The organism is Micromonospora sp. NPDC047738, assembly GCF_040642675.1.
Classification (GTDB): Bacteria; Actinomycetota; Actinomycetes; order Mycobacteriales; family Micromonosporaceae; genus Micromonospora.
Map to the genome: position 1 here is coordinate 43164 of NZ_JBEYSO010000014.1, position 21830 is coordinate 64993.

The 21830-nt window shown below is 73.5% G+C and carries 23 protein-coding genes; 10 read left to right on the forward strand and 13 right to left on the reverse strand.

Annotation, left to right across the window (positions count from 1 at the left end; translation table 11 throughout):
- Nucleotides 1–3: 3 nt before the first annotated feature.
- The 4 genes from ABZ783_RS21970 to ABZ783_RS21985 form a co-directional block, all read right to left on the reverse strand.
- Complete coding sequence (locus ABZ783_RS21970) at nt 4–261, reverse strand: UBP-type zinc finger domain-containing protein (RefSeq protein WP_357441227.1); 258 nt, start codon at nt 259–261, stop codon at nt 4–6.
- Nucleotides 261–1838 (reverse strand): Na+/H+ antiporter, encoded by a 1578-nt coding sequence (locus ABZ783_RS21975; RefSeq protein ID WP_357441229.1) that lies wholly within the window; start codon nt 1836–1838, stop codon nt 261–263. Before ABZ783_RS21975 ends, ABZ783_RS21970 begins: the two co-directional genes overlap by 1 nt.
- Before the next feature lie 97 nt (nt 1839–1935).
- Nucleotides 1936–3348: an NADP-dependent succinic semialdehyde dehydrogenase gene (locus tag ABZ783_RS21980; RefSeq protein ID WP_357441231.1), complete on the reverse strand. Its 1413-nt coding sequence runs from the start codon at nt 3346–3348 to the stop codon at nt 1936–1938.
- A 12-nt stretch (nt 3349–3360) separates the two neighbouring features.
- On the reverse strand, nt 3361–3615 hold the full coding sequence (locus ABZ783_RS21985; protein ID WP_357441233.1) for a DUF6343 family protein: 255 nt from the start codon (nt 3613–3615) through the stop codon (nt 3361–3363).
- 210 nt (nt 3616–3825) lie between these two features.
- Between ABZ783_RS21985 and ABZ783_RS21990 the strand changes: the two genes are divergently transcribed.
- Complete coding sequence (locus tag ABZ783_RS21990) at nt 3826–4431, forward strand: antibiotic biosynthesis monooxygenase (protein ID WP_357441235.1); 606 nt, start codon at nt 3826–3828, stop codon at nt 4429–4431.
- A 27-nt stretch (nt 4432–4458) separates the two neighbouring features.
- Here ABZ783_RS21990 and ABZ783_RS21995 read toward each other — a convergent pair whose 3' ends face one another.
- The 3 genes from ABZ783_RS21995 to ABZ783_RS22005 all read right to left on the reverse strand — a co-directional run bounded on the left by ABZ783_RS21995 (nt 4459) and on the right by ABZ783_RS22005 (nt 6393).
- Entirely contained in the window at nt 4459–5193 is a 735-nt protein-coding gene (locus ABZ783_RS21995) for an EcsC family protein (protein ID WP_357441238.1), read from the reverse strand.
- Between the two features lie 37 nt (nt 5194–5230).
- A complete protein-coding gene (locus tag ABZ783_RS22000) occupies nt 5231–5374 on the reverse strand; it encodes a hypothetical protein (RefSeq protein WP_357441241.1) in 144 nt (47 codons plus the stop codon).
- A gap of 110 nt (nt 5375–5484) precedes the next feature.
- Nucleotides 5485–6393, reverse strand: a complete 909-nt coding sequence (locus ABZ783_RS22005) for a peptidase M23 (protein WP_357441243.1) — start codon at nt 6391–6393, stop codon at nt 5485–5487.
- Between the two features lie 434 nt (nt 6394–6827).
- Between ABZ783_RS22005 and ABZ783_RS22010 the strand changes: the two genes are divergently transcribed.
- The 4 genes from ABZ783_RS22010 to ABZ783_RS22025 all read left to right on the forward strand — a co-directional run bounded on the left by ABZ783_RS22010 (nt 6828) and on the right by ABZ783_RS22025 (nt 9866).
- Nucleotides 6828–7748, forward strand: coding sequence for a PAC2 family protein (locus ABZ783_RS22010; RefSeq protein WP_357441245.1), 921 nt, complete (start codon nt 6828–6830; stop codon nt 7746–7748).
- 146 nt (nt 7749–7894) lie between these two features.
- A complete protein-coding gene (locus ABZ783_RS22015) occupies nt 7895–8692 on the forward strand; it encodes an exodeoxyribonuclease III (RefSeq protein WP_357441247.1) in 798 nt (265 codons plus the stop codon).
- A 180-nt stretch (nt 8693–8872) separates the two neighbouring features.
- Nucleotides 8873–9193 carry an antibiotic biosynthesis monooxygenase gene (locus ABZ783_RS22020; RefSeq protein WP_357441249.1) on the forward strand — a complete coding sequence of 107 codons (321 nt, stop codon included), beginning with the start codon at nt 8873–8875 and terminating at the stop codon, nt 9191–9193.
- Between the two features lie 256 nt (nt 9194–9449).
- Nucleotides 9450–9866 carry a hypothetical protein gene (locus ABZ783_RS22025; protein ID WP_357441251.1) on the forward strand — a complete coding sequence of 139 codons (417 nt, stop codon included), beginning with the start codon at nt 9450–9452 and terminating at the stop codon, nt 9864–9866.
- A gap of 11 nt (nt 9867–9877) precedes the next feature.
- Here ABZ783_RS22025 and ABZ783_RS22030 read toward each other — a convergent pair whose 3' ends face one another.
- Both ABZ783_RS22030 and ABZ783_RS22035 read right to left on the reverse strand, forming a co-directional pair.
- On the reverse strand, nt 9878–10552 hold the full coding sequence (locus ABZ783_RS22030; RefSeq protein WP_357441253.1) for a class F sortase: 675 nt from the start codon (nt 10550–10552) through the stop codon (nt 9878–9880).
- Between the two features lie 8 nt (nt 10553–10560).
- The gene (locus ABZ783_RS22035) at nt 10561–11154 is read right to left on the reverse strand and encodes a hypothetical protein (RefSeq protein ID WP_357441255.1); all 594 of its coding nucleotides are present in this window, start codon (nt 11152–11154) and stop codon (nt 10561–10563) included.
- A 232-nt stretch (nt 11155–11386) separates the two neighbouring features.
- Between ABZ783_RS22035 and trmB the strand changes: the two genes are divergently transcribed.
- The 4 genes from trmB (at nt 11387) to ABZ783_RS22055 (ending at nt 16642) form a co-directional block, all read left to right on the forward strand.
- Nucleotides 11387–12091: a tRNA (guanosine(46)-N7)-methyltransferase TrmB gene (gene trmB, locus ABZ783_RS22040; protein WP_357441257.1), complete on the forward strand. Its 705-nt coding sequence runs from the start codon at nt 11387–11389 to the stop codon at nt 12089–12091.
- A gap of 93 nt (nt 12092–12184) precedes the next feature.
- Nucleotides 12185–14689, forward strand: a complete 2505-nt coding sequence (locus ABZ783_RS22045) for a DUF3516 domain-containing protein (RefSeq protein ID WP_357441259.1) — start codon at nt 12185–12187, stop codon at nt 14687–14689.
- 120 nt (nt 14690–14809) lie between these two features.
- Entirely contained in the window at nt 14810–15457 is a 648-nt protein-coding gene (locus ABZ783_RS22050; RefSeq protein WP_357441262.1) for a hypothetical protein, read from the forward strand.
- A gap of 180 nt (nt 15458–15637) precedes the next feature.
- On the forward strand, nt 15638–16642 hold the full coding sequence (locus tag ABZ783_RS22055) for a hypothetical protein (RefSeq protein WP_357441264.1): 1005 nt from the start codon (nt 15638–15640) through the stop codon (nt 16640–16642).
- A gap of 103 nt (nt 16643–16745) precedes the next feature.
- Here ABZ783_RS22055 and ABZ783_RS22060 read toward each other — a convergent pair whose 3' ends face one another.
- The 4 genes from ABZ783_RS22060 to ABZ783_RS22075 are packed head-to-tail and all read right to left on the reverse strand — an operon-like array spanning nt 16746 to nt 20747.
- Nucleotides 16746–17690 (reverse strand): iron-siderophore ABC transporter substrate-binding protein, encoded by a 945-nt coding sequence (locus ABZ783_RS22060; protein ID WP_357441267.1) that lies wholly within the window; start codon nt 17688–17690, stop codon nt 16746–16748.
- Nucleotides 17691–17726: 36 nt separating this feature from the next.
- Nucleotides 17727–18572 (reverse strand): ABC transporter ATP-binding protein, encoded by an 846-nt coding sequence (locus tag ABZ783_RS22065; RefSeq protein ID WP_073839698.1) that lies wholly within the window; start codon nt 18570–18572, stop codon nt 17727–17729.
- Between the two features lie 2 nt (nt 18573–18574).
- Nucleotides 18575–19645 carry an iron ABC transporter permease gene (locus ABZ783_RS22070; protein ID WP_357441270.1) on the reverse strand — a complete coding sequence of 357 codons (1071 nt, stop codon included), beginning with the start codon at nt 19643–19645 and terminating at the stop codon, nt 18575–18577.
- Between the two features lie 55 nt (nt 19646–19700).
- Nucleotides 19701–20747: an iron ABC transporter permease gene (locus ABZ783_RS22075; protein WP_357441273.1), complete on the reverse strand. Its 1047-nt coding sequence runs from the start codon at nt 20745–20747 to the stop codon at nt 19701–19703.
- A gap of 129 nt (nt 20748–20876) precedes the next feature.
- Between ABZ783_RS22075 and ABZ783_RS22080 the strand changes: the two genes are divergently transcribed.
- Complete coding sequence (locus ABZ783_RS22080; protein ID WP_357441276.1) at nt 20877–21809, forward strand: MerR family transcriptional regulator; 933 nt, start codon at nt 20877–20879, stop codon at nt 21807–21809.
- Nucleotides 21810–21830 lie beyond the last annotated feature (21 nt).

Genomic DNA, 21830 nt, shown 5'->3' on the forward strand with positions numbered 1-21830 from the left:
CGCTCAGCCGATCTCCTCGTCCACGAAGCACCAGCGCCACGACTCCCCGGGCTGGACCGAGCGCATCACCGGGTGCCCGCTGCCCTCGAAGTGCTTCGTGGCGTGCTGGTACGGCGAGGAGTCGCAGCAGCCGACGTGCCCGCAGGCCAGGCAGGATCGCAGGTGTACCCAGTCGGCGTTGCCGATGGCCACGCAGTCCGGGCACTCGGTCGTGGTCGCCGGCGCCGCGTCGCCCGCCTCGGCCAGGTGCGCACAGCTCATCAGTCAGTCTCCCGTCGCAGCAACGACTCCTCCAGGTCCAGGTCGCGATAGGCGCGGACCAGCACCTCCTGGGGGATCTTCCCGGTGTCGCGGGCAGCCCGGAAGACCTCCCGCTCGGCATCGATCATCTCCTGCCGCAGCCGACCGTACGCCTCGGACGGGGTCTCCTTCGCGGTGCCGCCCAGCTGTTCCCAGGCCAGATTGGTGCGGCTCTGCACCAGCCCGCGCAGCCGCTCGACGACCGCCGCGGGCGCCCCCTCGGCCAGCTTGTCCAGGCGTTCCCGGGCGGCCCGGCCGGCCTGCTGCTGCACGGCGGCGGCGGAGAGGGCGTCCTGCACCGGGTCGTCCGGCGGCAGCTTGGCCCGGCGGGCCACCGCCGGCAGGGTGGCGCCCTGCGCGACCAGGGTCACCACGATCACCGCGAAGGCGAGCCAGATGAACAGCTGTCGCGGGTAGGCGCGCCCGCCGGCCAGGGTGAGCGGCAGGGCGAGGGCGGCGGCGAGGGTGACCACACCGCGCATCCCGGCCCAGCCGATGACGATCGGGAATTGCACCGGCGGCGCCGGGTCCCGTTGGCGGGCCCGGGGCACCAGCCGGCCCAGATAGGTGGCCGGGAAGATCCAGACGAACCGGGCCAGGAAGACGGCGAGCAGCACCGCGGCCGTGATCCCGACCAGGAAGCCGAGCGGCTCGTCCAGGCCGCGCACCACCTCGCGCAACTGGAGCCCGACCAGCAGGAAGACCAGCCCCTCCAGCAGGAACCGGATCAGCCGCCAGAACGCGTCGACCTGGAGCCGGGAGGCGGCGGACATCAGCAGCGGCATCTTGTGACCGATGCCCAGCCCGGTCACCACCACCGCCATGACGCCGGAGGCGTGGATCTCCTCGGCGGCGAAGACCACCGCGAACGGCACGATCAGCGACAGCGCGTTGTCCAGCACCGGGTCGGTGATCCGCTTGTGCAGGAAGCCGAAGACCACCACGCCGAGCAGCCCGACCAGGACCCCGCCGCCGGCGGCCACCAGCACCTCCCGGGCCACGTCCCCGACGCCGATCCCGCCGGTCGCCGTGGTGGCCGCGACGATCGCCACCCGCAGCAGCACCAGCGCGGTGGCGTCGTTGACCAGGCTCTCCCCCTCGAGAATGGTCACGATGCGGCGGGGCAGGCCGACCCGGCGCGCCACCGCGGTGGCGGCCACCGCGTCGGGCGGCGCCACCACCGCGCCGAGGGCCAGGCAGATCGAGTACGGCAGGTCGGGCCGGAACAGGTGCACCACGGTGCCCACCACGAACGCGGAGAAGATGACCAGCCCGACCGCGAGCAGCAGGATCGGCCGCAGGTTGAGCCGGAACGCGGGCACCGACGTCTCCAGGGCCGCCACGTAGAGCAGCGGCGGCAGGATGCCCACCAGCACCAGGTTCGGGTCGAGCCGGACGTGCGGGAAGCCCGGCACGAAGGAGAGCACGAGGCCGAGCACGACCAGCAGGATCGGCGCGAGCAGACCCAGCCGTCGGGCCAGCGCCGCGCCGAACGTCGCGATCGCGAGGAAGAGCACGACCTCGATGAGCGGTTCCATGAGGTAGGAGCCTAGGCGGCCCCGGTTACCGGCGTGATCACGCCGAAGTCCGGAATTCCACGGCGGGGGCGATACCGGCACCCCATCGCGGTCCCGGCTACTCGGAGTGCGCGCCCGCGCCGGGGCCGGCCTCGCCCTCGCCGAGCCAGACCGTCTTGATGTTGCAGAACTCCCGCATGCCCAGCGCCGAGAGCTCCCGGCCGTAGCCGGAGTTCTTCACCCCGCCGAACGGCAGCTGGGGGTAGGAGGTGGTCATCCCGTTGATGAACACGTTGCCGGCGTCCAGGTCGGTGGCGAAGCGCTCCTGCTCGGCCGGGTCGGTGGTCCAGGCGTTCGAGCCGAGGCCGAAGTGGGTGCCGTTGGCGACCTCGATCGCCTCCTCGTACGACGACACCCGGAAGAGGCCGGCGACCGGCCCGAAGACCTCCTCGGACCACATCCGCATCTCCGGCCGCAGGTCGGTGACCACGGTCGGGGGGTAGTACCAGCCGTCCCCGGAGGGCAGCTCGCCGCCGCACAGGACGCGCGCGCCCTTGTCCATCGCGTCCCGCACCTGGGCGTGCACCTCGTCCCGGCCGCGGTCGGTGGCCAGCGGGCCGACGTCGGTGCCCTCGTCCATCGGGTCGCCGACCGTCAACGCCGCCATCCGCGTGGTGAACTTCTCGGCGAAGGCGTCGAAGACGTCGGTGTGCACGATGAACCGCTTGGCGGCGATGCAGGACTGGCCGTTGTTCTGACAGCGGGCGGTGGTGGCCACCTCGGCGGCGCGGTCCAGGTCGGCCGAGGGCATCACCACGAACGGGTCGCTGCCGCCCAGCTCCAGCACGGTCTTCTTCAGCTCCCGACCGGCGATCCGGGCGATCGAGCGGCCGGCGACCTCGCTGCCGGTGAGGGTGGCCGCGCGGACCCGCGGGTCGCTGAGGATCCGGTCCACCGCCTCCGAGCCGACCAGCAGGGTGGTGAACGCGCCCTCGGGAAAGCCGGCCCGGCGGAACAGGTCCTCCAGGTAGAGGGCGGCCTGTGGCACGTTGGAGGCGTGCTTGAGCAGGCCGGTGTTGCCGGCCATCAGGGCCGGCGCGGCGAACCTCATCACCTGCCACAGCGGGAAGTTCCACGGCATCACCGCGAGCACCGGCCCGATCGGCTGGTAGCGGACGTAGGCCCGCTTCGCCTTGACCGCGCCGGCGTCGGCCGGCTCGTCGGCGAGCATCTCGGGGGCCTTGGCGGCGTAGAACCGGCAGGCCGCGGCGCACTTGGTCACCTCGGCCCGGGCCGCGGCGTACGTCTTGCCCATCTCGGTGGTCATCAGCCGGGCGGTCTCGTCCCGCTCGGCCTCGAGCAGCTCGGCTGCGGCGATGAGCCACCGGCCGCGCTCCGCGATGGTGGTGCCGTGCAGCTGCCGGAAGGCCAGGTCGGCCCGCTCGATGGCGGCGTCGACCTGTTCGTCCGACATCGGGTCGTACGTCTTGAGCACCTGTCCGGTGGCGGGATTGGTGGTGGCGATGGACATGGCGGGCTCCTGTCACTCGAACAGTGAGTGCCGCACGCCCGGTTCCTCACGGCGGCGGGCGGCGCGACGGCGCTGGATGACGACCAGGTCGACCACGGCCACGACGGCGAGGAGCGCGCAGACGACGCCCAGCCAGGCCACGTGGGCCCAGAACGCCACCACTGCGAAGAAGGTCATGATCACCAACCCGAAGGTGGCGAGCACGAGCCGCAGGTTCAACGCGCTGTACGCGGCGTTGATCCGGCGGCGCGGCTGTGATCGCGTCATTCCTTCGGGCTACCCCGGCACGGACGGGGCTAACCGACCCGCCGCCGCCCGCCGGATGCCGGTTCTGCGAGTTTCCCGGTCCCGAGCGGAGATGACGCGGTGATGCCGGCCACCGGACGGGCATGCCGCGGATGCGAGCGCCGGTGGGTTGCGTTACACCCCTACGCCGTGACCGGGCCGATCCGGACGGCGGTGGGAAGGATGGGGGGCATGACCATGATCCAGGCGGTGCCGGTGACCGTCGCCGTCGCCCGACGCGCCGATCCCGCGCGTACCGGCGAGATGGTGGCGTGGATGCGGGCCGGCACGGCGCTGGCGGAGGGCTTCCCCGGCTTCCTCGGCGCGGGTTTCGTGCAGAGCGCGCCCGGGTCGCCCGAGTGGCATGTGATGTACCGGTTCGCCGACGACGAGACGCTGCGCCGCTGGGAGGAGTCGCCGCAGCGGCACTGGTGGCTGAGTTCGGCGCAGGGCATCGTCGAGCACACCCGGGTCGAGCGCCGCACCGGCATCGAGGGCTGGTTCGATCCGCCGGTGGACCACGTGGTGGAGACGATCACCGGGGCCGAGGCCGCGCCGGCCGGGCCGCCCAGCCCGCCCCGGTGGAAGCAGGCGGTGACCATCTGGCTGGCGTTCTTCCCGCTGAGCCTCACCGCGACCCTGCTCACCGCCCGGTTCGTCGCCGACGTGCCGCTCGCGGTGCGGACGCTGCTGATGACGCTCTGCCTGACCCCGCTCATGACCTATCTGGTGTTGCCCCGGATCACCCGGGTCCTGCACTGGTGGCTGCACGGCCACCCCGCTCCGTGGCGGCGGTAGCACGCTGCCGTGAACGAGGCGTCCCGGTCAGGGTTGGCGCTGCTCCGGCAGGCGCCGCGCGCCGCCCCGGTAGAGGGCCCGGGACCGGTCGGCGAGGTCCTTGGTGGCCGACGAGTTGGCCCAGGTGCCGAGGATGATCGCGGCACCGGGGACGAGCTTGGCGAAGAACCGCTTGGCCGCGCGTACCCCGGCCATCCGGGCCAGCCGTACGCCCAGCTGGAGCATCACCTTGCCGAGCGGGCGCTCCCCGGCCATGCCGAACAGTGCCCCGGCGCGCTCCCGCCCCGCGGCCACCCCGAGCGCGAGCCGGGCGCTCTCGGCGACCTTGTGCACCTTCTGCAGCACGAGCAGGTCGGCGGCCCGGTCGGGATGCGTCGGATCGACGCCGTGCGCGGCCGCCACGTGCAGGACCAGCCGGGCCTGGGTCCAGGCCAGCACCCCGACGTCGATCACCGCGCCGGGGAGCCCGGCCGCCCCGGAGACCGCGCCGGAGAGCCGGGCCCGGTTGACGAACCTGCGGATCGCCTGGTCGGCCAGCTCGTCGGCGACGATGTCGGGGCGCAGCGCGCGCTCCCGGGCGGCCCACTGCGCCGCCTCCGGCCCGAGCCGGCGGACGGCCTCCAGGGCCAGGTGCTCGGGGGCGTACTGCGGGTCGTCCCGCATCCGGTCCCAGAGCGTGGCCGGCAGCGCGTCGGGGGCGTCCTGCGGCGCGGCCGGCGGCGTGGGAACGGTGGACCCGCCGTCGACGGGTGAGTCGGTCACGAGGGGCTCCCGGTGGTCGAGCTTGGGGGCGTACGGGTCAGCGACGGCGGGACAGCCGGGTGAGCAGCTGCCTGAGCCGATGCTGGTTCTCCGGCTTGGCCAGCTCGCGCCGGCCACGCTCGACCAGTTGCTGACCGCGGGGCGACCGCAGGAAGGTGGCGATCCGTTGCAACGGTGACATGGCGTCCTCCTGTCCGCGGTCCCCACATCATGTGTACCCGGGACCGACAAGTCACCGGTACCCGGGCCGACCCTCCGGCACGCGTCCACAGTGGTCGGCGACCGGCCCGGTCAGTTCAGGATCGCGTCGACGACCTCGGTGGCCCGCCACTCGTGCTGGGCGTACGCCCAGGGGAACGCGGAGACCTGCACGGCCTGGGCGGCATCGGTGAGCGCCATGTTCTGCCAGCCGGGGATCTGCACCAGCGCGGTGAGGAACTGCCTCGTGGCGTACGCGGGCTGCATCAGGTCGCGCACCGCCCCCCAGCCGCTGCTGGGGCGCTGCTGGAACAGCCCGACCGAGTCGTGGTCCCAGCCGATGGCCTGGTGCGGGTAGTTCTGCGACTCGGGCAGCACCCCGCTGGCGTAGTTGTAGAGGTTGCTCTCCTGCATGGCCGTGGCCACCGCGATGATCAGGCCCCGGCGGGGCACGCCCATGTCCCGGCCGGCCTGGACGATGGCCTTGGCGTTGTCCATCTGGTCCTGGTCCAGTCCGGCCACCGGCACGATCCGCTTGGGCTTGGGCTTGGGCTTCGGCTTCTTGGTGGCCGGGGTGGTGTCCGGGTTGGCGGTCGAGGCGACCGGGGTGGGGGTCGAGGCGGCGGGGGTGGGGGTCGGGGCGGCGGGGGTCTCGCGGGTCAGGCCGCGGGAGGCGGCGTCGGCGGCCGCCCGCTGGGCGACCTCCTCGGATGGCGCGGGGGTGGCCGAGCCGTCGACCGCGTCGGCGCCGACCTGGCTGACGCCGAGCAGGCCGAGGCAGCAGACCGCGCCGGTGGCGACCGCCAGCTTGGTGCGGCCGGGTCGGGGGGCGAGGGGGTTAGCGGCGTCCCCGAAGCGGGTACGCAGGAAGCCGAAGGGGAAGCGTCGGGGGGCGGCCGGCTCCAGGGAACCGGTTGACCGAACGGTGGAATGGGTATCGTCCGAACGGTCAGCCGAACCGCCGAGGCCGTGATGGTCGTCGAAGGTGCCGTCGTCACGCATTCGACGAGGCTAGGCAGAAGGACCGCTGATCACCCACGGTGATCTCGTGGCCCTCGCCACACTTTGCCCCGCCCAAATCCGACGTGCGGCCCGGGCCGACATCAGGACGGGCCAACCCTCGCAGAACGGTAGAACCTCCGGCCGGCGACGAGGCGGGTGGCCCCGGGCAGGAACCTCGCCGACGCCCGCAGGCCCGCCCACGATCGACTAACTCGTACTTTCGGCCGACCGTCCATTCGGCCGTTTCCCGGACGATGGAGCAAGATCAGCGGATTCGCCCCGATCTGCTCCCCGCCGTCGCCGAATCGTGATCATTATTTCGGGGTGCAGCCGGCCCGTAACGGAATGGACCACGCCAGCCGGTACGTTTTGCCGAACGGGATGGTCGTGCCCGCACGGCACCCGTACGCGCGTTCCCAGGGAGGTCCGAACCGGTGCTCGACCCACACGAGCTCTACGAACTCAGCGACGATCTGGCCGACCTCGGTCAACCCGTGCTGATCCAGGCGCTCACCGGCTTCGTCGACGCCGGCAGCGCCACCCGGCTGGCCCGGGAGCAGCTGCTCACCTCCCTCGAGGCGCGGCCGGTGGCCCGCTTCGACATCGACCAGATGTTCGACTACCGCTCCCGCCGGCCGGTGATGACCTTCGCCGAGGACCACTGGGCCGACTACGACGCCCCGGCGCTGGAGCTGCACCTGCTGCGCGACGACGACGAGACCCCGTTCCTGCTGCTCACCGGCCCGGAGCCGGACCTGCAGTGGGAGCGCTTCGTGGCCGCGGTCGCCGGCCTGGCCACCCGGCTCGACGTCCGGCTCACCGTCGGGCTCAACTCCATCCCGATGGCGGTGCCGCACACCCGGCCCAGCGGCGTCACCGCGCACGCCACCCGACGTGAGCTGATCGCCGGCTACGAGCCGTGGCTCCAGCGGGTCCAGGTGCCCGGCAGCGTCGGCCACCTGCTGGAATACCGCCTCGGCGAGCAGGGTCGCGATGCCCTCGGCTTCGCCGCGCACGTGCCGCACTACGTCGCCCAGACCGAGTATCCGGCCGCCGCCGAGGCGCTGCTCGCCGCAGTGTCCCGCAGCACCGGCCTGCTGCTGCCCCGGGACGGCCTGCGGGCCGCCGCGGAGGTGGTCCGGGTGGAGATCGACCGCCAGGTCGCCCAGACCGAGGAGGCGGCGACCCTGGTCCAGGCCCTGGAGGAGCAGTACGACACGTTCGCCCGGGGCCGCGGCCAGAAGAACCTGCTGGCCGCCGAGACCGGCCCACTGCCCACGGCCGACGAGCTCGGCGCCGAACTGGAGCGTTTCCTCGCCGAGCAGACCCGCCCAGGAGATACGCCCGAACGCTGACCCGGCGGCCGAACAGACCCGACCACGAACCAGCGAGACACGCCCGAACGCTGACTCGGCAGCCGAACAGACCCGACCCACGAACCAGCGAGACACCCCGGAACGCTGACCCGGCGCGGCGGCCGGTGATACGGCAGGCTGGACCCATGCGCCTGGCGACCTGGAACGTCAATTCGGTGAAGGCCCGGCTGCCCCGGCTGCTGGACTGGTTGGCCACCACCAAGCCCGACGTCGTCTGCCTGCAGGAGACCAAATGCCCCGACGGGGCGTTCCCGGTCGCCGAGGTGGGCGAGCTGGGCTACGAGGCGGCCAGCCACAGCGACGGCCGGTGGAACGGGGTGGCCATCCTGTCCCGGGTCGGGCTGGCCGACGTCGCGGTCGGCTTCCCCGGCGAGCCGGGGTTCCCCCTGCCCGAGGCCCGGGCCCTCTCGGCCACCTGCGACGGGCTGCGGGTCTGGTCGGTGTACGTGCCCAACGGCCGGTCCCCCGACGACCCGCACTACGCCTACAAGCTGGCCTGGCTGGCGGCGCTGCGGGACGCGTTGGAGTCCGAGCTGGTCGGCGCCCTGCCGCTGGCGGTCTGCGGCGACTTCAACGTCGCCCCGACCGACGCCGACGTCTGGGATCCGACGCTCTTCGTCACCTCCACTCACGTCACCCCGGCCGAGCGGGCCGCCCTGGCCGCGCTGCGCGACCTCGGGCTCAGCGACGTGGTGCCCACCCCGATGAAGGGGCCGCACCCGTTCACCTACTGGGACTACCGGGCCGGCATGTTCCACCAGAACAAGGGCATGCGGATCGACCTGGTGTACGCCTCCGCGCCATTCGTCCGCGCGGTCCGCTCCGCGTACGTGGATCGGGAGGCGCGCAAGGGCAAGGGCCCCTCCGACCACGCGCCGATCGTGGTCGACGCGGACCTGGTGCCGGCCGTCGAGACGTTCTGAATTCGGCGCCCCGGCCAGCCCGGCGCTGCCCGGCCAGGCGCTGCCCGGCCAGCCCGGCGCTGCCGCCCAGGTCGGCGAGGTTGCGGTGACGGCGGTCCGGGATGCCGCCACATCCCCGAAGTGGTGTCCGACGGCCCGCGCGGCGCGGTCAGGCGGCACCCGGCTGGTTAGGGTGAAGTCATGGCAGTGGTGAAGATCAACGCGATCGACGTCCCGCCGGGCGCGGGCGAGGAGCTGGAGAAGCGGTTCGCCGCCCGGGCCGGCGCGGTGGAGAACTCCCCCGGTTTCCTCGGCTTCGAGCTGCTCCGCCCGGTCGCCGGAGAGAACCGCTACTTCGTCTACACCCGTTGGGAGTCCGAGGAGGCGTACCAGGCTTGGGCGCAAGGACCGTCCCGGGCCGCGCACGCCGGTGGCGCGGGCGGCGAGCCGCGCAAGCCGGTCGCCACGGGGGCCACGCTGCTGGAGTTCGAGGTGGTCCAGCAGGTCCCCGGCAAGGGCTGACCCCGGCAGCTCCGCGGGTGTCGAGGCCGGTGATGTCGCCGGGTCCGTAGAGGCGGGCGGTCAGCGGTACCCGACGTCCTACCGGGCCCCTGCCCCGGCGGCGGCGAGCCGGCGATCGTCGTCCGGGTCGACGCGGCGGCCGTACGGGATCATGGCAGCCGACACCAACCACCAACTCCCGGCGTGACCGTCGTGTCGCTGCGCCCGTGGCGGCCGGTGGTCGGAACCGGTTGACCGGGCACGGCATGATGCCGGCATGACGCGTCCACCGGTGCGCAGTCGCCTGCTCGGCTGGCTGGTCGGCTCGGCCGTGGGTGGCCTGCTGCTCGCGCTGCCGGACACCGGGCCCCGGGTGTTCTCGTTCAGCCGTACGCACGGGCCCTCCGCGGCGGACCTCGTCGGGATGGTCGTCGTGGTGGTCGCGTGGCTGCCGGTCGGCTGGCTGATCTGGCGGCACCGGCGGGCCCTGCGCGGCCGGACCGGTCGGCTGGCGGCCGGCCTGGCGCTGGTCGGCGTCGCGCTGCTGGCCGTCACGATCCGCGCCGATCTCGGGCTGTGGTGGCTGCTCGCGGTCACGCTGCTGGTGGCCGCCCAACTGTTCGCGCTCGCGTCGATCGCCCGCCGGTCCCGCGGCGGTGGCGGCGACGCGTCCGGTGCCCCGGCACCGGGCTGATCGGGCGACGGTCAGGTTTCGCGGGTGCCGGCAAGCGAGGCGAAGGCGATGACGTTGTCCGCGTAGCCGGACCGCCCGCCGAGCCACTCGCCGCCGCAGGTGATCAGGCGCAGCCCGGGCGGGCCGTCGTCGCCGTAGACCCGGTCGGCGGGGAGGTTGGCCTTGTCGAAGTGCTCGACGGTGTCGACGGTGAAGGTGACGACGCTGTGGTCGGCGCGGGTCACCTCGATCCGGTCCCCCGGCTTGAGCTCGCGCAGGTGGTAGAAGACCGCCGGGCCGCGCTTCGTGTCCACGTGCCCGACGATGATCGCCCGGCCCGGCTCGCCCGGGACCGGGCCGCGGTCGTACCAGCCGGTCTGGTTGTGCTGGCTCAGCGGCGGTACGTCCACCGAGCCGTCCTTCGCCTGCCCGACCGGGGTGATCGGTGCGGTCACCTTGATCGCCGGCACGGCGAGGCTCACCGGCCGGCTGGCCGTCGCCGGCGCCCGCGCCGATTCGTCGGCGCGCTGCGTCGGCCCGGCGGTCGCGTCCACCCAGTCGAACGGCGCGGCCGTGCGGCCCAGCCCGGCCCCGGTGGCGAAGACCCCGACCAGCACCAGCACCACGGCGAGCGGCGTGGACCACGGTCTACGCCCCGTGCCGGTCGCCGACCGGGCGGCCGGCTGGGGGGCGGGGTGCGCGGTCATGGCGAGCGTCAGCGGCGGGCCATCCGGGGCCGGCGGGCGGCCGCCACGCCGACCACCGCACCGGCGACGGTCAACGCCAGCCCGACCGGCACCAGCAGCCCACCGAGCCCGATCCCGGCCGTGCCGCCGAACCCGGTCGCCGGCCCGCGGCTGGGCGGCGCGGCGGTACGGCTGGGCGTGGCCTTGACCACCTGGAGCATGGTCGACGCGGTCTGCCCGCTGGGACACTCCAGCTTGACCCGGTAGTTGCCCGGACGGGTGCGCTCCCGGACCATCGGCGAGGCGGTGAGCAGCCCGCGCTGCGGCTGCACCTGGACCCGGCCGAAGGCGTCGGAGACCACGATCGCCGGCACCGAGTTGTCCCGGCAGCTCGCGCGGATGCCGACCAGGAAACCGGGCTGCACCGTGCTCGGGGTGACCTCGACGAAGACCAGGTCGACCGGCTCCGGTTGCCGCTGGCCCTGATCCGGCGGATCGGTCGGCCCGGCGACGAGCGCGCCGGGTGGCGGGGCGGCCAGGGCGGGGACCGCGCCGAGCAGCGGGGCGGCGCACACGGCGGCGGCCACGATCAGCATCGCCCCGCGTCGCGTGACTGACACCATGACCCCTTTCGCGCTCCGACAACTCCCGCTCGGCGCGTCTGACGCCGCGCCACGACCGGGAGCCGTCGTCCGACAATCCCGCTCGGCGCGCCTGACGCCGCGCCACGACCGGGAGCTGTCGCGTCGGCGGTGTCGGTCGGCGGGCCGCCCGTCCTGCCGTGGATGAATCCTCTCACTCCCGGTCGCACATCACATCCGTTCCGCGGCGGCGGTCGCGTACGCTCGGGTCGCTGTGACCACCACCGACCAGAACGCCACCCCGCCGGCCCACGCCGCCCGCATCCGTACCTTCCATCCGCGCCGCGGCCGGATGAGCGACCGGCAGCGCGACGCGCTGGCGCGGCTCTGGTCCGCGTACGGCCTGGAGATCGCCGACCTGGACGGGCCGTTCGATCCGACGGCGCTGTTCGGGCGGCGGGCGCCGCTGGTGCTGGAGATCGGTTCCGGCATGGGCGACGCCACCGCCGCGATGGCGGCCGCCGACCCGGACCGACACTATCTGGCGGTAGAGGTGCATACGCCCGGAATCGCCAACCTGCTGGAACTGGTCGAGCGGCACGGGCTGGCCAACGTCCGGGTGGCCCGGGGCGACGCGCTGGACCTGGTCCGGGCGATGCCGGCGGGCTCGCTGGACGCGGTCCACGTCTTCTTCCCCGACCCGTGGCCGAAGGCCCGCCACCACAAGCGACGGATCATCCAGCCGACGCACGTGGCGCTGCTGCGCGCCCGCCTGGCCCCCGGCGGCACGCTGCACTGCGCCACCGACTGGGCCGAGTACGCCGAGTCGATGCGCGAGACGCTGACCGGCGACCCGGAGCTGGTCGACGTGCACGGCGACTACGCCCCCCGCCCGGCCCACCGCCCGGTGACCAAGTTCGAGCGCCGCGCGTTGATCGCCGGCCGCCCGATCTTCGACCTGGTCCACCGCCGGCGCTGAGCCGGTGCGCAGTCCCGCTCGGCGCGGCGGCCGGCGTCCGCGGGGCGGCCCGGTTGGCGCGGCGGGCCATGATCCAGGCACCATGGAGCGGCTATGACCCTCACCGCCGCGCTGCCGAAGAGCGCCGACCCCGACACCCTCTACGACGCGTTCGCCGGCTGGGCGTCCGAGCGCGGTCTCGACCTCTACCCCCACCAGGAGGAGGCGGTCATCGAGATCGTCTCCGGCGCGAACGTGATCATGAATACGCCCACCGGCTCCGGCAAGAGTCTGGTGGCGATCGCGGCGCACTTCGCGGCCCTGGCCGACGATCGGACCACCTTCTACACCGCGCCGATCAAGGCCCTGGTGTCGGAGAAGTTCTTCGCGCTCTGCGAGATCTTCGGCGCGGAGAACGTGGGCATGCTCACCGGCGACGCGAGCGTGAACGCCGACGCCCCGATCATCTGCTGCACCGCGGAGATCCTGGCCAACCTCGCGCTGCGCGAGGGCACCCGGGCCGACGTCGGCCAGGTGATCATGGACGAGTTCCACTTCTACGCCGAGCCGGACCGGGGCTGGGCCTGGCAGGTGCCGCTGATCGAGCTGCCGCAGGCGCAGTTCGTCCTGATGTCCGCCACGCTCGGCGACACCACCCGCTTCGTCGACGACCTGAGCCGGCGTACCGGGCGGCCGACCGCCGTCGTCCGCTCGGCCGAGCGGCCGGTTCCGCTCCTCTTCTCGTACGCGATGACCCCGCTGCACGAGACCCTCGAGGAGTTGCTGGAGACCAAGCAGGCCCCGGTGTACGTGGTGCACTTCACCCAGGCCGCCGCGCTGGAACGCGCCCAGGCCCTGATGAGCGTGAACGTCTGCACCCGGGCCGAGAAGGACATGATCGCCCAGGCGATCGGCAACTTCCGCTTCACCTCGGGCTTCGGCAAGACGCTGTCCCGGCTGGTGCGGCACGGCATCGGCGTGCACCACGCCGGCATGCTGCCCAAGTACCGCCGCCTCGTCGAGACCCTGGCCCAGGCCGGGCTGCTCAAGGTCATCTGCGGCACCGACACGCTCGGCGTCGGCATCAACGTGCCGATCCGCACCGTGCTCTTCACCGGCCTGTCGAAGTACGACGGCACCCGCACCCGGCTGCTCAAGGCCCGCGAGTTCCACCAGATCGCCGGCCGGGCCGGACGGGCCGGCTTCGACACCCTCGGCCGGGTGGTGGTGCAGGCCCCCGAGCACGTCATCGAGAACGAGAAGGCCCTGGCCAAGGCCGGCGACGACCCGAAGAAGCGGCGCAAGGTCGTCAAGAAGAAGCCGCCGGAGGGGTCGATCGGCTGGGGCGAGCCGACGTTCCAGCGCCTCGTCGAGGCCGAGCCGGAGCCGCTCACCTCCAGCTTCCAGGTCAGCCACTCGATGCTGCTCAACGTCATCGGCCGGCCCGGCGACGCGTTCGCCTCGATGCGGCACCTGCTCACCGACAACCACGAGGACCGGGCCGCCCAGCGGCGGCACATCCGGCGGGCCATCGCCATCTACCGGGCGCTGCGGGCCGGCGGCGTGGTCGAGGAGCTGCCCGAGCCGGACGAGCAGGGCCGCCGGGTCCGGCTCACCGTCGACCTCCAGCTCGACTTCGCGCTCAACCAGCCACTGTCGCCGCTCGCCCTGGCCACCATCGAGCTGCTGGACCGGGAGTCCCCGTCGTACGCCCTGGACGTGCTGTCGGTGATCGAGTCGATCCTCGACGACCCCCGCCAGGTGCTCTCCGCGCAGCAGTTCAAGGCCCGCGGCGAGGCGGTCGCCGCAATGAAGGCCGAGGGCATCGAGTACGAGGCCCGGCTGGAACTGCTCGACGAGGTGACCTGGCCAAAGCCCCTTTCCGAGCTGCTGGAGAACGCGTACGAGATGTACCGCCAGGGGCACCCGTGGGTCGCCGACCACCAGCTCTCCCCCAAGTCCGTCGTCCGCGACATGTACGAGCGGGCGATGACCTTCCCGGAGTACGTGCAGTTCTACGGCCTGTCCCGGTCGGAGGGGCTCGTGCTGCGGTACCTGGCCGACGCGTACAAGACGCTGCGGCAGACCGTGCCCGAGGACGCCAAGACCGAGGAGCTGGTCGACCTGATCGAGTGGCTGGGCGAGCTGGTCCGCCAGGTCGACTCCAGCCTGATCGACGAGTGGGAGCGGCTGCGCAACCCGTCCGACGTCGCGGAGGTCGCCGCGTCGCTGGACGACCGGCCGCCGGCGGTCACCCGCAACGCCCGGGCGTTCCGGGTGCTGGTCCGCAACGCGCTGTTCCGTCGGGTCGAGCTGGCCGCCCTGCGCCGCTGGGATGAGCTGGGCGAACTCGACGGCGCCTCGGGCTGGCACGCGGACGCGTGGGCGGACGCGCTGGAGCCGTACTTCGAGGCGTACGACGAGATCGGGGTCGGGCCGGACGCCCGCGGGCCGGCGCTGCTCATGATCGAGCAGGGCCGGGAGCGGTGGTCCGTACGACAGATCCTCGACGATCCGGAGGGCGACCACGACTGGGGCATCAGCGCCGAGGTCGACCTGGCCGCCTCGGACGAGGCCGGTGCCGCCGTCGTGCGGATCACCGCCGTCGGGCAGCTGTAACTGCTTTCTTTTCAGGGGCCGTCCGGGATGCCCGGGCGGCCCCTTTCGTTCCCTGGGCGATGTCAGTCCCGTCGATTAGAATGTATGTACTAATCGAGCCGCTGACCTGGGAGGATGCTCGTGAACGCGCCCACCTCCACCGCCCCTCTCACCCCCTACGCCACCCTCCTCGGTTTCACCCGGTACGTGGACCGCACCGGGCCCACCAAGGCCACCTTCGTCGGGGGCCTGCGCCGCCAACGGGCGAGCAAGTCCGGCTTCAACCCGCACGGGCAGTTCGTCAAGGCGCTCAAGGCCGACGTCGCCTTCCACACCGGCGGCACCCACCTGGCCCAGGTCGCCGACCTGGTCAAGCCCCGCTGGCGCCCGCTCTACGAGGCCCTCGTCCCGGGCGCGACCAGCTGGCTGCACTCCCTCGGCGAGCCGGCGGGCGTCGACCTGGCGCAGACCCGCGACGCCCTGGCCATGCTGGGCGACCTCCCCGTCAAGATCAACCCGCACTTCGGCGTCCGATACGCCGACGGCCGCGCCGAGGCGATCCGCCTGCACTTCGACGAGGCCCCGCCGAGCGAGGAGGCCACCCTGGCCACCCTGCACCTGATGGCCCGGCACATGGACGCGGTCCTCCCGCACGCCGAGCCGGTCCTGGTCGACGTCCGGCGCGGCGAGGCCCACCGCATGCCCACCGAGGTCAAGCCGGACCAGGTCGAGCAGTGGCTGGCCGGTGAGGCGGCCGCCTTCCGCGCCATCTGGTCCACCGCCGCCTGACCCCCACCCGCAGCGCGCCACCCACCGCGCGCCCGGCAAGATCGCGCTCGGCCCAGGAAGTAGTGGCCTCGCCGCCGCACGGAGGCCACTACTTCCGCGTTCGAGCGCGATCTTGGTCAGCGAGTTGTCGGTTATCCACAGGGGCGGCGCCACTGGCACGGGATCGGGCAGCGTGGTCGTATGTCGAAGCCTCCTCGGCGGCCGCCCCAGCTGCGCGGTCAGATCTTCCGTGGCTCCGTGGCCGTGCGGCATGGCCTGCTGACCCGCAATGATCTCCGCAGCTCGGCTTGGCGGCCGCTCTTTCGGGACATCTATGCCGACGCGCACCTGAGAGTGACCCATGCCGACCGGTGCGCCGCCGTGATCCGCTGGTTGGTCCCGCACGGCGCCGCCATCGCGGGGCGTTCGGCTGCCGCCCTCTACGGCGTCGGGCACGTCGCTCCCGACCAGCCCGTTGACGTGCTCACCCCCACCCTGCCAAGCGCCCTGTTGGCATCCGTCCCCGCGCCGGCCGCCCGTCCGGCCGACGTACCGACCTCGGCCGCGGACCAGGCGACGCCGGGCTGCGTCCCCGGCCGGCGCGGGCCGATGACCGGCCTGCGGGTGCACCGCGCCGACGTCGAGCCAGGAGACGTCGTGGACCGGGCCGGCATCCCGACGACCGCACCGGCCCGCACCTGTTGGGACCTGGCCCGATGGCTTGATGTGGTCGAAGCGGTCGTGCTCATCGACGGCCTGCTGGCCCGCGGGCTCACCGACGTGGCCACGCTGCGGGGGTACGCCCTGGCCAGGGCCGGCAGACGGGGCTGGCGGTCGCTGCTGCGCGCCGTCGATCTCGCCGATGCCGGCGCGGAGTCGCCGCAGGAGTCCCGCACCCGGGTCCGCCTGGTGCTGGCCGGCCTCCCCCGACCTCAGTCGCAGTGGGTGGTGTCGCACCAGGGGCGTTTCGTCGCCCGACTCGATCTGGCCTGGCCCGAGTTCAAGGTCGCGGTCGAGTACGACGGCCGGTGGCACGACGATCCCGAGCAGTTCCACCGGGACCGCCGACGACGCAACCGGCTGCTCGGGGCGGAGTGGATCGTCCTGCACGTGACGGCGAAACGCCTCCGCGACGACTTCGAGGGCCTTCTCGCCGAGGTTCGGACGGCACTCCGCGCTCGCGGCTGGCGCACGCCACAGACGTAAAGACCATGCTCGAACACGGAAGTAGTGGCCTCCCTATGCGGGCGAGGCCACTACTTCCTGGATCGAGCGCGATCTTGGCGCGGGGCGCGGCGCGGGGCGGCGCTCAGGCGGAGAGGTACTTTTCGAGGTCGTCGAGGATCTTGTTGGCGGCGGTGACGCCGATGCCGGTCATCCACGTCTCGTCGGAGACCACGTGGGCCTTGCCCGCCTGCACCGCGGAGAGGCCCTGCCAGAGGCTCCCAGCGGTGACCTTCGCCTGCTCGGCGGCGGCCTTCTCGCCGTACGCGGTCACGAAGATGACGTCGCCGTCGACCTCCTTGACCCGCTCGGGGCTGACCTGGTCGAAGCGCTTGTCCTCCTTGGCGTCGAGGCGCTGCCGCGCGGGGCGGCCCAGCCCGGTGTCGCCGATGACGATGCCGGAGAACGACTCCGGGCCGTAGACCCGGATGTTGCCGGGCATGAAGCGCACGATGGAGATCTCCCGCGAGGCCGCGTCGCCGAGCTTGGCGCCGAAGTCCTTGGCCCGCTTCTCATACGCCGCCAGAAGATCGCGAGCCGCCTGCTCCTTGCCCAGCGCCTTACCGTCGAGGAGGAAGTTCTCCTTCCACGTGATGCCCACCTTCTCGGTGAAGACCGTCGGTGCGATGGCGGACAGCTCGTCGTAGAACTTCTCCTGGCGGAACTTGCTGCCGAGGATCAGGTCGGGCTTGAGCGCGTTGATCGCCTCCAGGTCGGGCTCGGTGAGCACGCCGACCTCCTTGATGCCGGCGAGCTTCTCCGCGCCGAAGTAGGTGGGCCAGCTCTTCGCCTCGCCGGCGGTCGCCGCGCCGACCGGGGTGATCCCGAGCGAGAGCGCGGTGTCGATCTTGTCGGTGTCGAGCACCACTACGCGCTTCGGCTCGGTCGGCACCTTGGTGGTGCCCATCGCGTGGGTGATCTCCCGGGTCTCCCCGGTGGCCGCACCGGGGGCGGGGTCACTCTTCCCGCAGGCGGTGAGGCCGACGCCGAGGGCGAGGGCCGCGGTGAGGGCGGCGGCGAGACGACGCATCGGGGTCCTTTCGTGGAGGTACGGGTCGACGCGCGCTCAGGCGTCGCCGACGGAGGAGCCGGCCGGAGCCGGTGCGCCGGCCGGCGCGGCGGCCGGCACGGGCGAGGTGTGGGTGAGGGCGGGCACCACCAGCGGGGCGCCGGTGACGGGGCAGGGCACGACCACGCAGTCGAGCCCGAAGACCTCCCGGACCAGGTCGGCGGTGAGGATCTCGCGCGGCGGTCCGGCCGCGACCACCGCGCCGGCGCGCATCGCGACCAGGTGGTCGGCGTACCGGGCGGCCTGGTTGAGGTCGTGCAGCACGGCGACGACCGTCCGGCCGCGTTCGGTCCGCAGCCGGTGCAGCAGATCCAGCACCTCGACCTGGTGGGCGAGGTCGAGGAAGGTGGTCGGCTCGTCCAGCAGCAGCGCCTCGGTGTCCTGGGCGAGGGTCATCGCGATCCAGACCCGCTGGCGCTGCCCACCGGAGAGGGTGTCCACCGGCCGGTCGGCGAGCCCGGCGACGTCGGCCATGGTCATGGCCCGCTCGACGGCCCGCTCGTCCTCCGCCGACCACTGCCGCCACCAGCGCTGGTACGGCTGCCGGCCCCGCCCGACCAGGTCCGCGACGGTGATCCCCTCCGGCACCAGCGGGCTCTGCGGCAGCACGCCGAGCCGGCGGGCCACCTCCCGGGTGGGCAGGTCCCGGATCACCGCGCCGTCGAGCAGCACGCTGCCGCGGCGCGGGGTCAGCAGCCGGGCCATCGTGCGCAGCAGGGTCGACTTGCCGCAGGCGTTCGGGCCGACGATGACGGTGAACGCGTCGCCGGGCAGGTCCAGGTCCAGCCCGTCCAGGACCGTCCGGCCCTCGTAGCCGACGACCAGGTCACGGGTGGAGAGCATGGTCACGACCCCCTCTTCCGGGTCCGGAGCAGCAGGAACATCAGGTACGGCCCGCCGATCGCGGCGGTGAGCACGCCGGCCGGGAGCTGGGTGGGGGCGAACAGGCGGCGGCCGGCGAGGTCGGCCAGCACCAGCAGCAGCGCCCCGAGCAGCGCCGCGCAGAGCAGCGGCGGCCGCTCCGCCCGGACCAGCCGGCGGGCCACCTGCGGGGCGACCAGGGCGACGAAGTCCACCGCGCCGACCTGGGCGGTGACGGTCGCGGCGATCAGCACGCCGGTGGCGGCCAGCCCGATCCGCCGGGCCACCGGCCGCAGCCCGATGCCCCGGGCGGTGTCGTCGTCCAGGGCGGTGCTGCGCAGCGCCCAGCCGGCCCAGGCCAGCACGGGCAGCAGCAGGGCGAGTGTGCCGCCGATCCAGGCCGCCTCGGTCCACCCCTTGCCGGCCAGCGTGCCGATCAGCCAGAGCTGGGCGCGCAGCCCGTCGATCGGGTCGGCGGTGAGCATGACCACCTCGGTCAGCGCCCGGAACGCGAACGCCACCGCCACGCCGGCCAGGACGAACCGCTGCGCCGCCAGCCCGTGCCGGGCGCCGAGGGCGAACACCAGGACCGCCGCGACCAGGCCACCGAGCAGCGCGGCCGGCGCCACCAGGACGGCGGCCGCGCCGCCGGTGAGGGCCACCGTCGCGGCGAGCCCGGCACCCTGGGTGACGCCGATGACGTCGGGGCTGGCCAGGGGGTTGCGGGCCACGCTCTGGATCAGGGTGCCGGCCACCCCGAAGGCGGCCCCGGCGAGCGCCGCGAGCACCGCGCGGGGCAGTCGCAGGTCGAGCACCACGAGGTCGTACGGGGTGCCGGCCCCGGAGAGCGCACGCAGCACGTCGGCCGGTGCGACGTACGGGGTGCCGAGCGAGAGGCTGAGCACGACGGAGCCGGCGAGCAGCAGGAACAGCGTGCCGGCGACGAGCACCGGACGGCGGCGGACCTGGACGGTCACCGGCCCGATCCGCAGCAGCGACCGTCCGGGCAGCGCGACGCTCGACGCGCTCCGGGCTCCGGCGTGGATGGAAGTCACGGAGCCTCCTCAGTTCGCGACTGCGGGGCTCGCAAACCCGGCTCACTCCTCGCGCTCACGCGGTCACCACCCGGGCGCGGCGGACCAGGACGGCGAGCAGCGGGGCGCCGATCATGGCGGTGACGATGCCGGCGGGTACCTCGCCGGGCGGGGCGACGAGCCGGCCGAGGATGTCGGCGCCGAGCACCAGGGCCGGCCCGAGCAGCCCGGCGACCAGCAGGGTCCACCGGTGGTCGGCACCGACCAGAGCCCGGGCCAGGTGCGGCACGGCCAGCCCGACGAAGGCGATCGGTCCGGCGGCGGCGACGGCGGCGCCGGTGAGCAGCACGCCGGCGACGCCGGCGCCGAGGCGGACCAGGGCGATCCGGTGGCCGAGGCCGCGGGCCACGTCGTCGCCCAGGGCGAGCGCGTCGAGGCCCCGGGCGACCAGGGCGGCCAGCACCGCCCCGGCGAGGACGAACGGGAGCACCTGCCCGGCGACCCCGACGTCCCGGCCGGTGAGGCCGCCGACCACCCAGAACCGGTACTCCTCGAAGGTGCGGGCGTCGATGCTGAGCAGCGCGTACACGACGGCGCCGAGACTGGCGTCGAGGGCCGCACCGACCAGCGCGAGGGTGACCGGGCTGGCGCCCTCGCGGGTGCGGTTGGCGACGGCGAAGACCAGCAGGCCGGCGAGGAACGCCCCGGCGATGCCGAACCAGACGTACCCGGTGAGGGTCCCGACGCCGAAGACGGCGATGGCCAGCACCACGCCGAAGGACGCGCCGGCGCTGATCCCGAGGATGCGCGGCTCGGCGAGCGGGTTGCGGGTGACGGCCTGGAAGAGCACCCCGGCGACGGCCAGCGCCAGCCCGACCACCAGTCCCAGGGCGGTACGCGGCAGCCGCAGTTCCCGGACGATGGTGCTGGCCTCGCCGCCGTCCGGGGCGGTCAGCGCGGCCCACACCTGGTCGACGGGGAGCGGGCGGCTGCCGAGCGCCAGGCTGGCCAGCAGCGCGACGGCGAGCAGGAGCGCCGCCACCAGGGTGACCGCGAGACGGCGGCTGACGCCTCGGCGGGCCGGGGTGTCGGCCCGCTCGGGCCGGACGGCGACGGTGGTCACGGACGGAGTTCCCTCTCGGCTTAGGTTCGCCTTACCTTAGCCGACGAGGTTAGGTGAACCTAACTCGGGATCGTCGATCTTCGGCCGACGGGTTGCGCCTCCCGTGGGGGGAGACGCCAGGGTGAGGGTATGAACGGTGACCCGCGCTACTCGATCGGCGAACTGGCCCGGCGGACCGGCCTGACGGTCAAGACCATCCGGTTCTACTCCGACCGCGGGATCGTGCCGCCCACCGACCGTGGCCCGACCGGCCACCGCCGCTACGGCCTGGACGCCGTCGCCCGCCTGGACCTCGTCCGCACGCTGCGCGACCTCGGACTGGACCTGGCCACGATCCGCCGGATCGTGGACCGGGAGGTCTCGCTGCCCGAGGTCGCCGCGGCGCACGCCGACGCACTCGCGGCACAGATCCGGGTGCTGCGCCTGCGGCGCGCGGTGTTGACCGCGGTGGCCCGGCGCGGGTCCACACCCGAGGAGATGGCGCTCATGCACAAACTGGCCCGGCTCTCCGCCGACGAGCGCCGGCGGCTGATCGACGAATTCCTCGACGCCGCCTTCGCCGGTCAGGCGGGCAACCCCGCGTACGCGGGGATCAGGCGCTCGCTGACCCCCGACCTGCCTGACAACCCCGACGCCGACCAGGTCGAGGCCTGGGTGGAGCTGGCCGAAATGTCCCAGGACCCGGACTTCCGGGCCAGCCTGCGACACCTGGCGGAGCAGCACGCGGCGGACCACGCCGACGCGCCGGGCGTACGCCGCGACGCGGTCGCGTTGGCCCGGGCCGAGGTCGAGGAGGCGCTGGCCGCCGGCGTCGACCCGGCCTCGCCCCGAGCCGACCGGGTCGTCGCCGCGCTCACGAGCCGGTACGCGCACCTCTGCGGCCGGCCCGACGACGTCGACCTCCGGCGGCGGCTGCTGGACCGGCTGGACGCCGCGAACGACCCCCGTCGGGAGCGCTACCTGCACCTGCTCTCGGTGGTCAACGGCTGGCCGGCGACCGAGAGCCTGGCGCCGGTCCTCGACTGGTCGATCCGCGCGCTGCGGGCCCGGACCTCGGCGTAGCCCCTTTTCGACTGGTTTGCG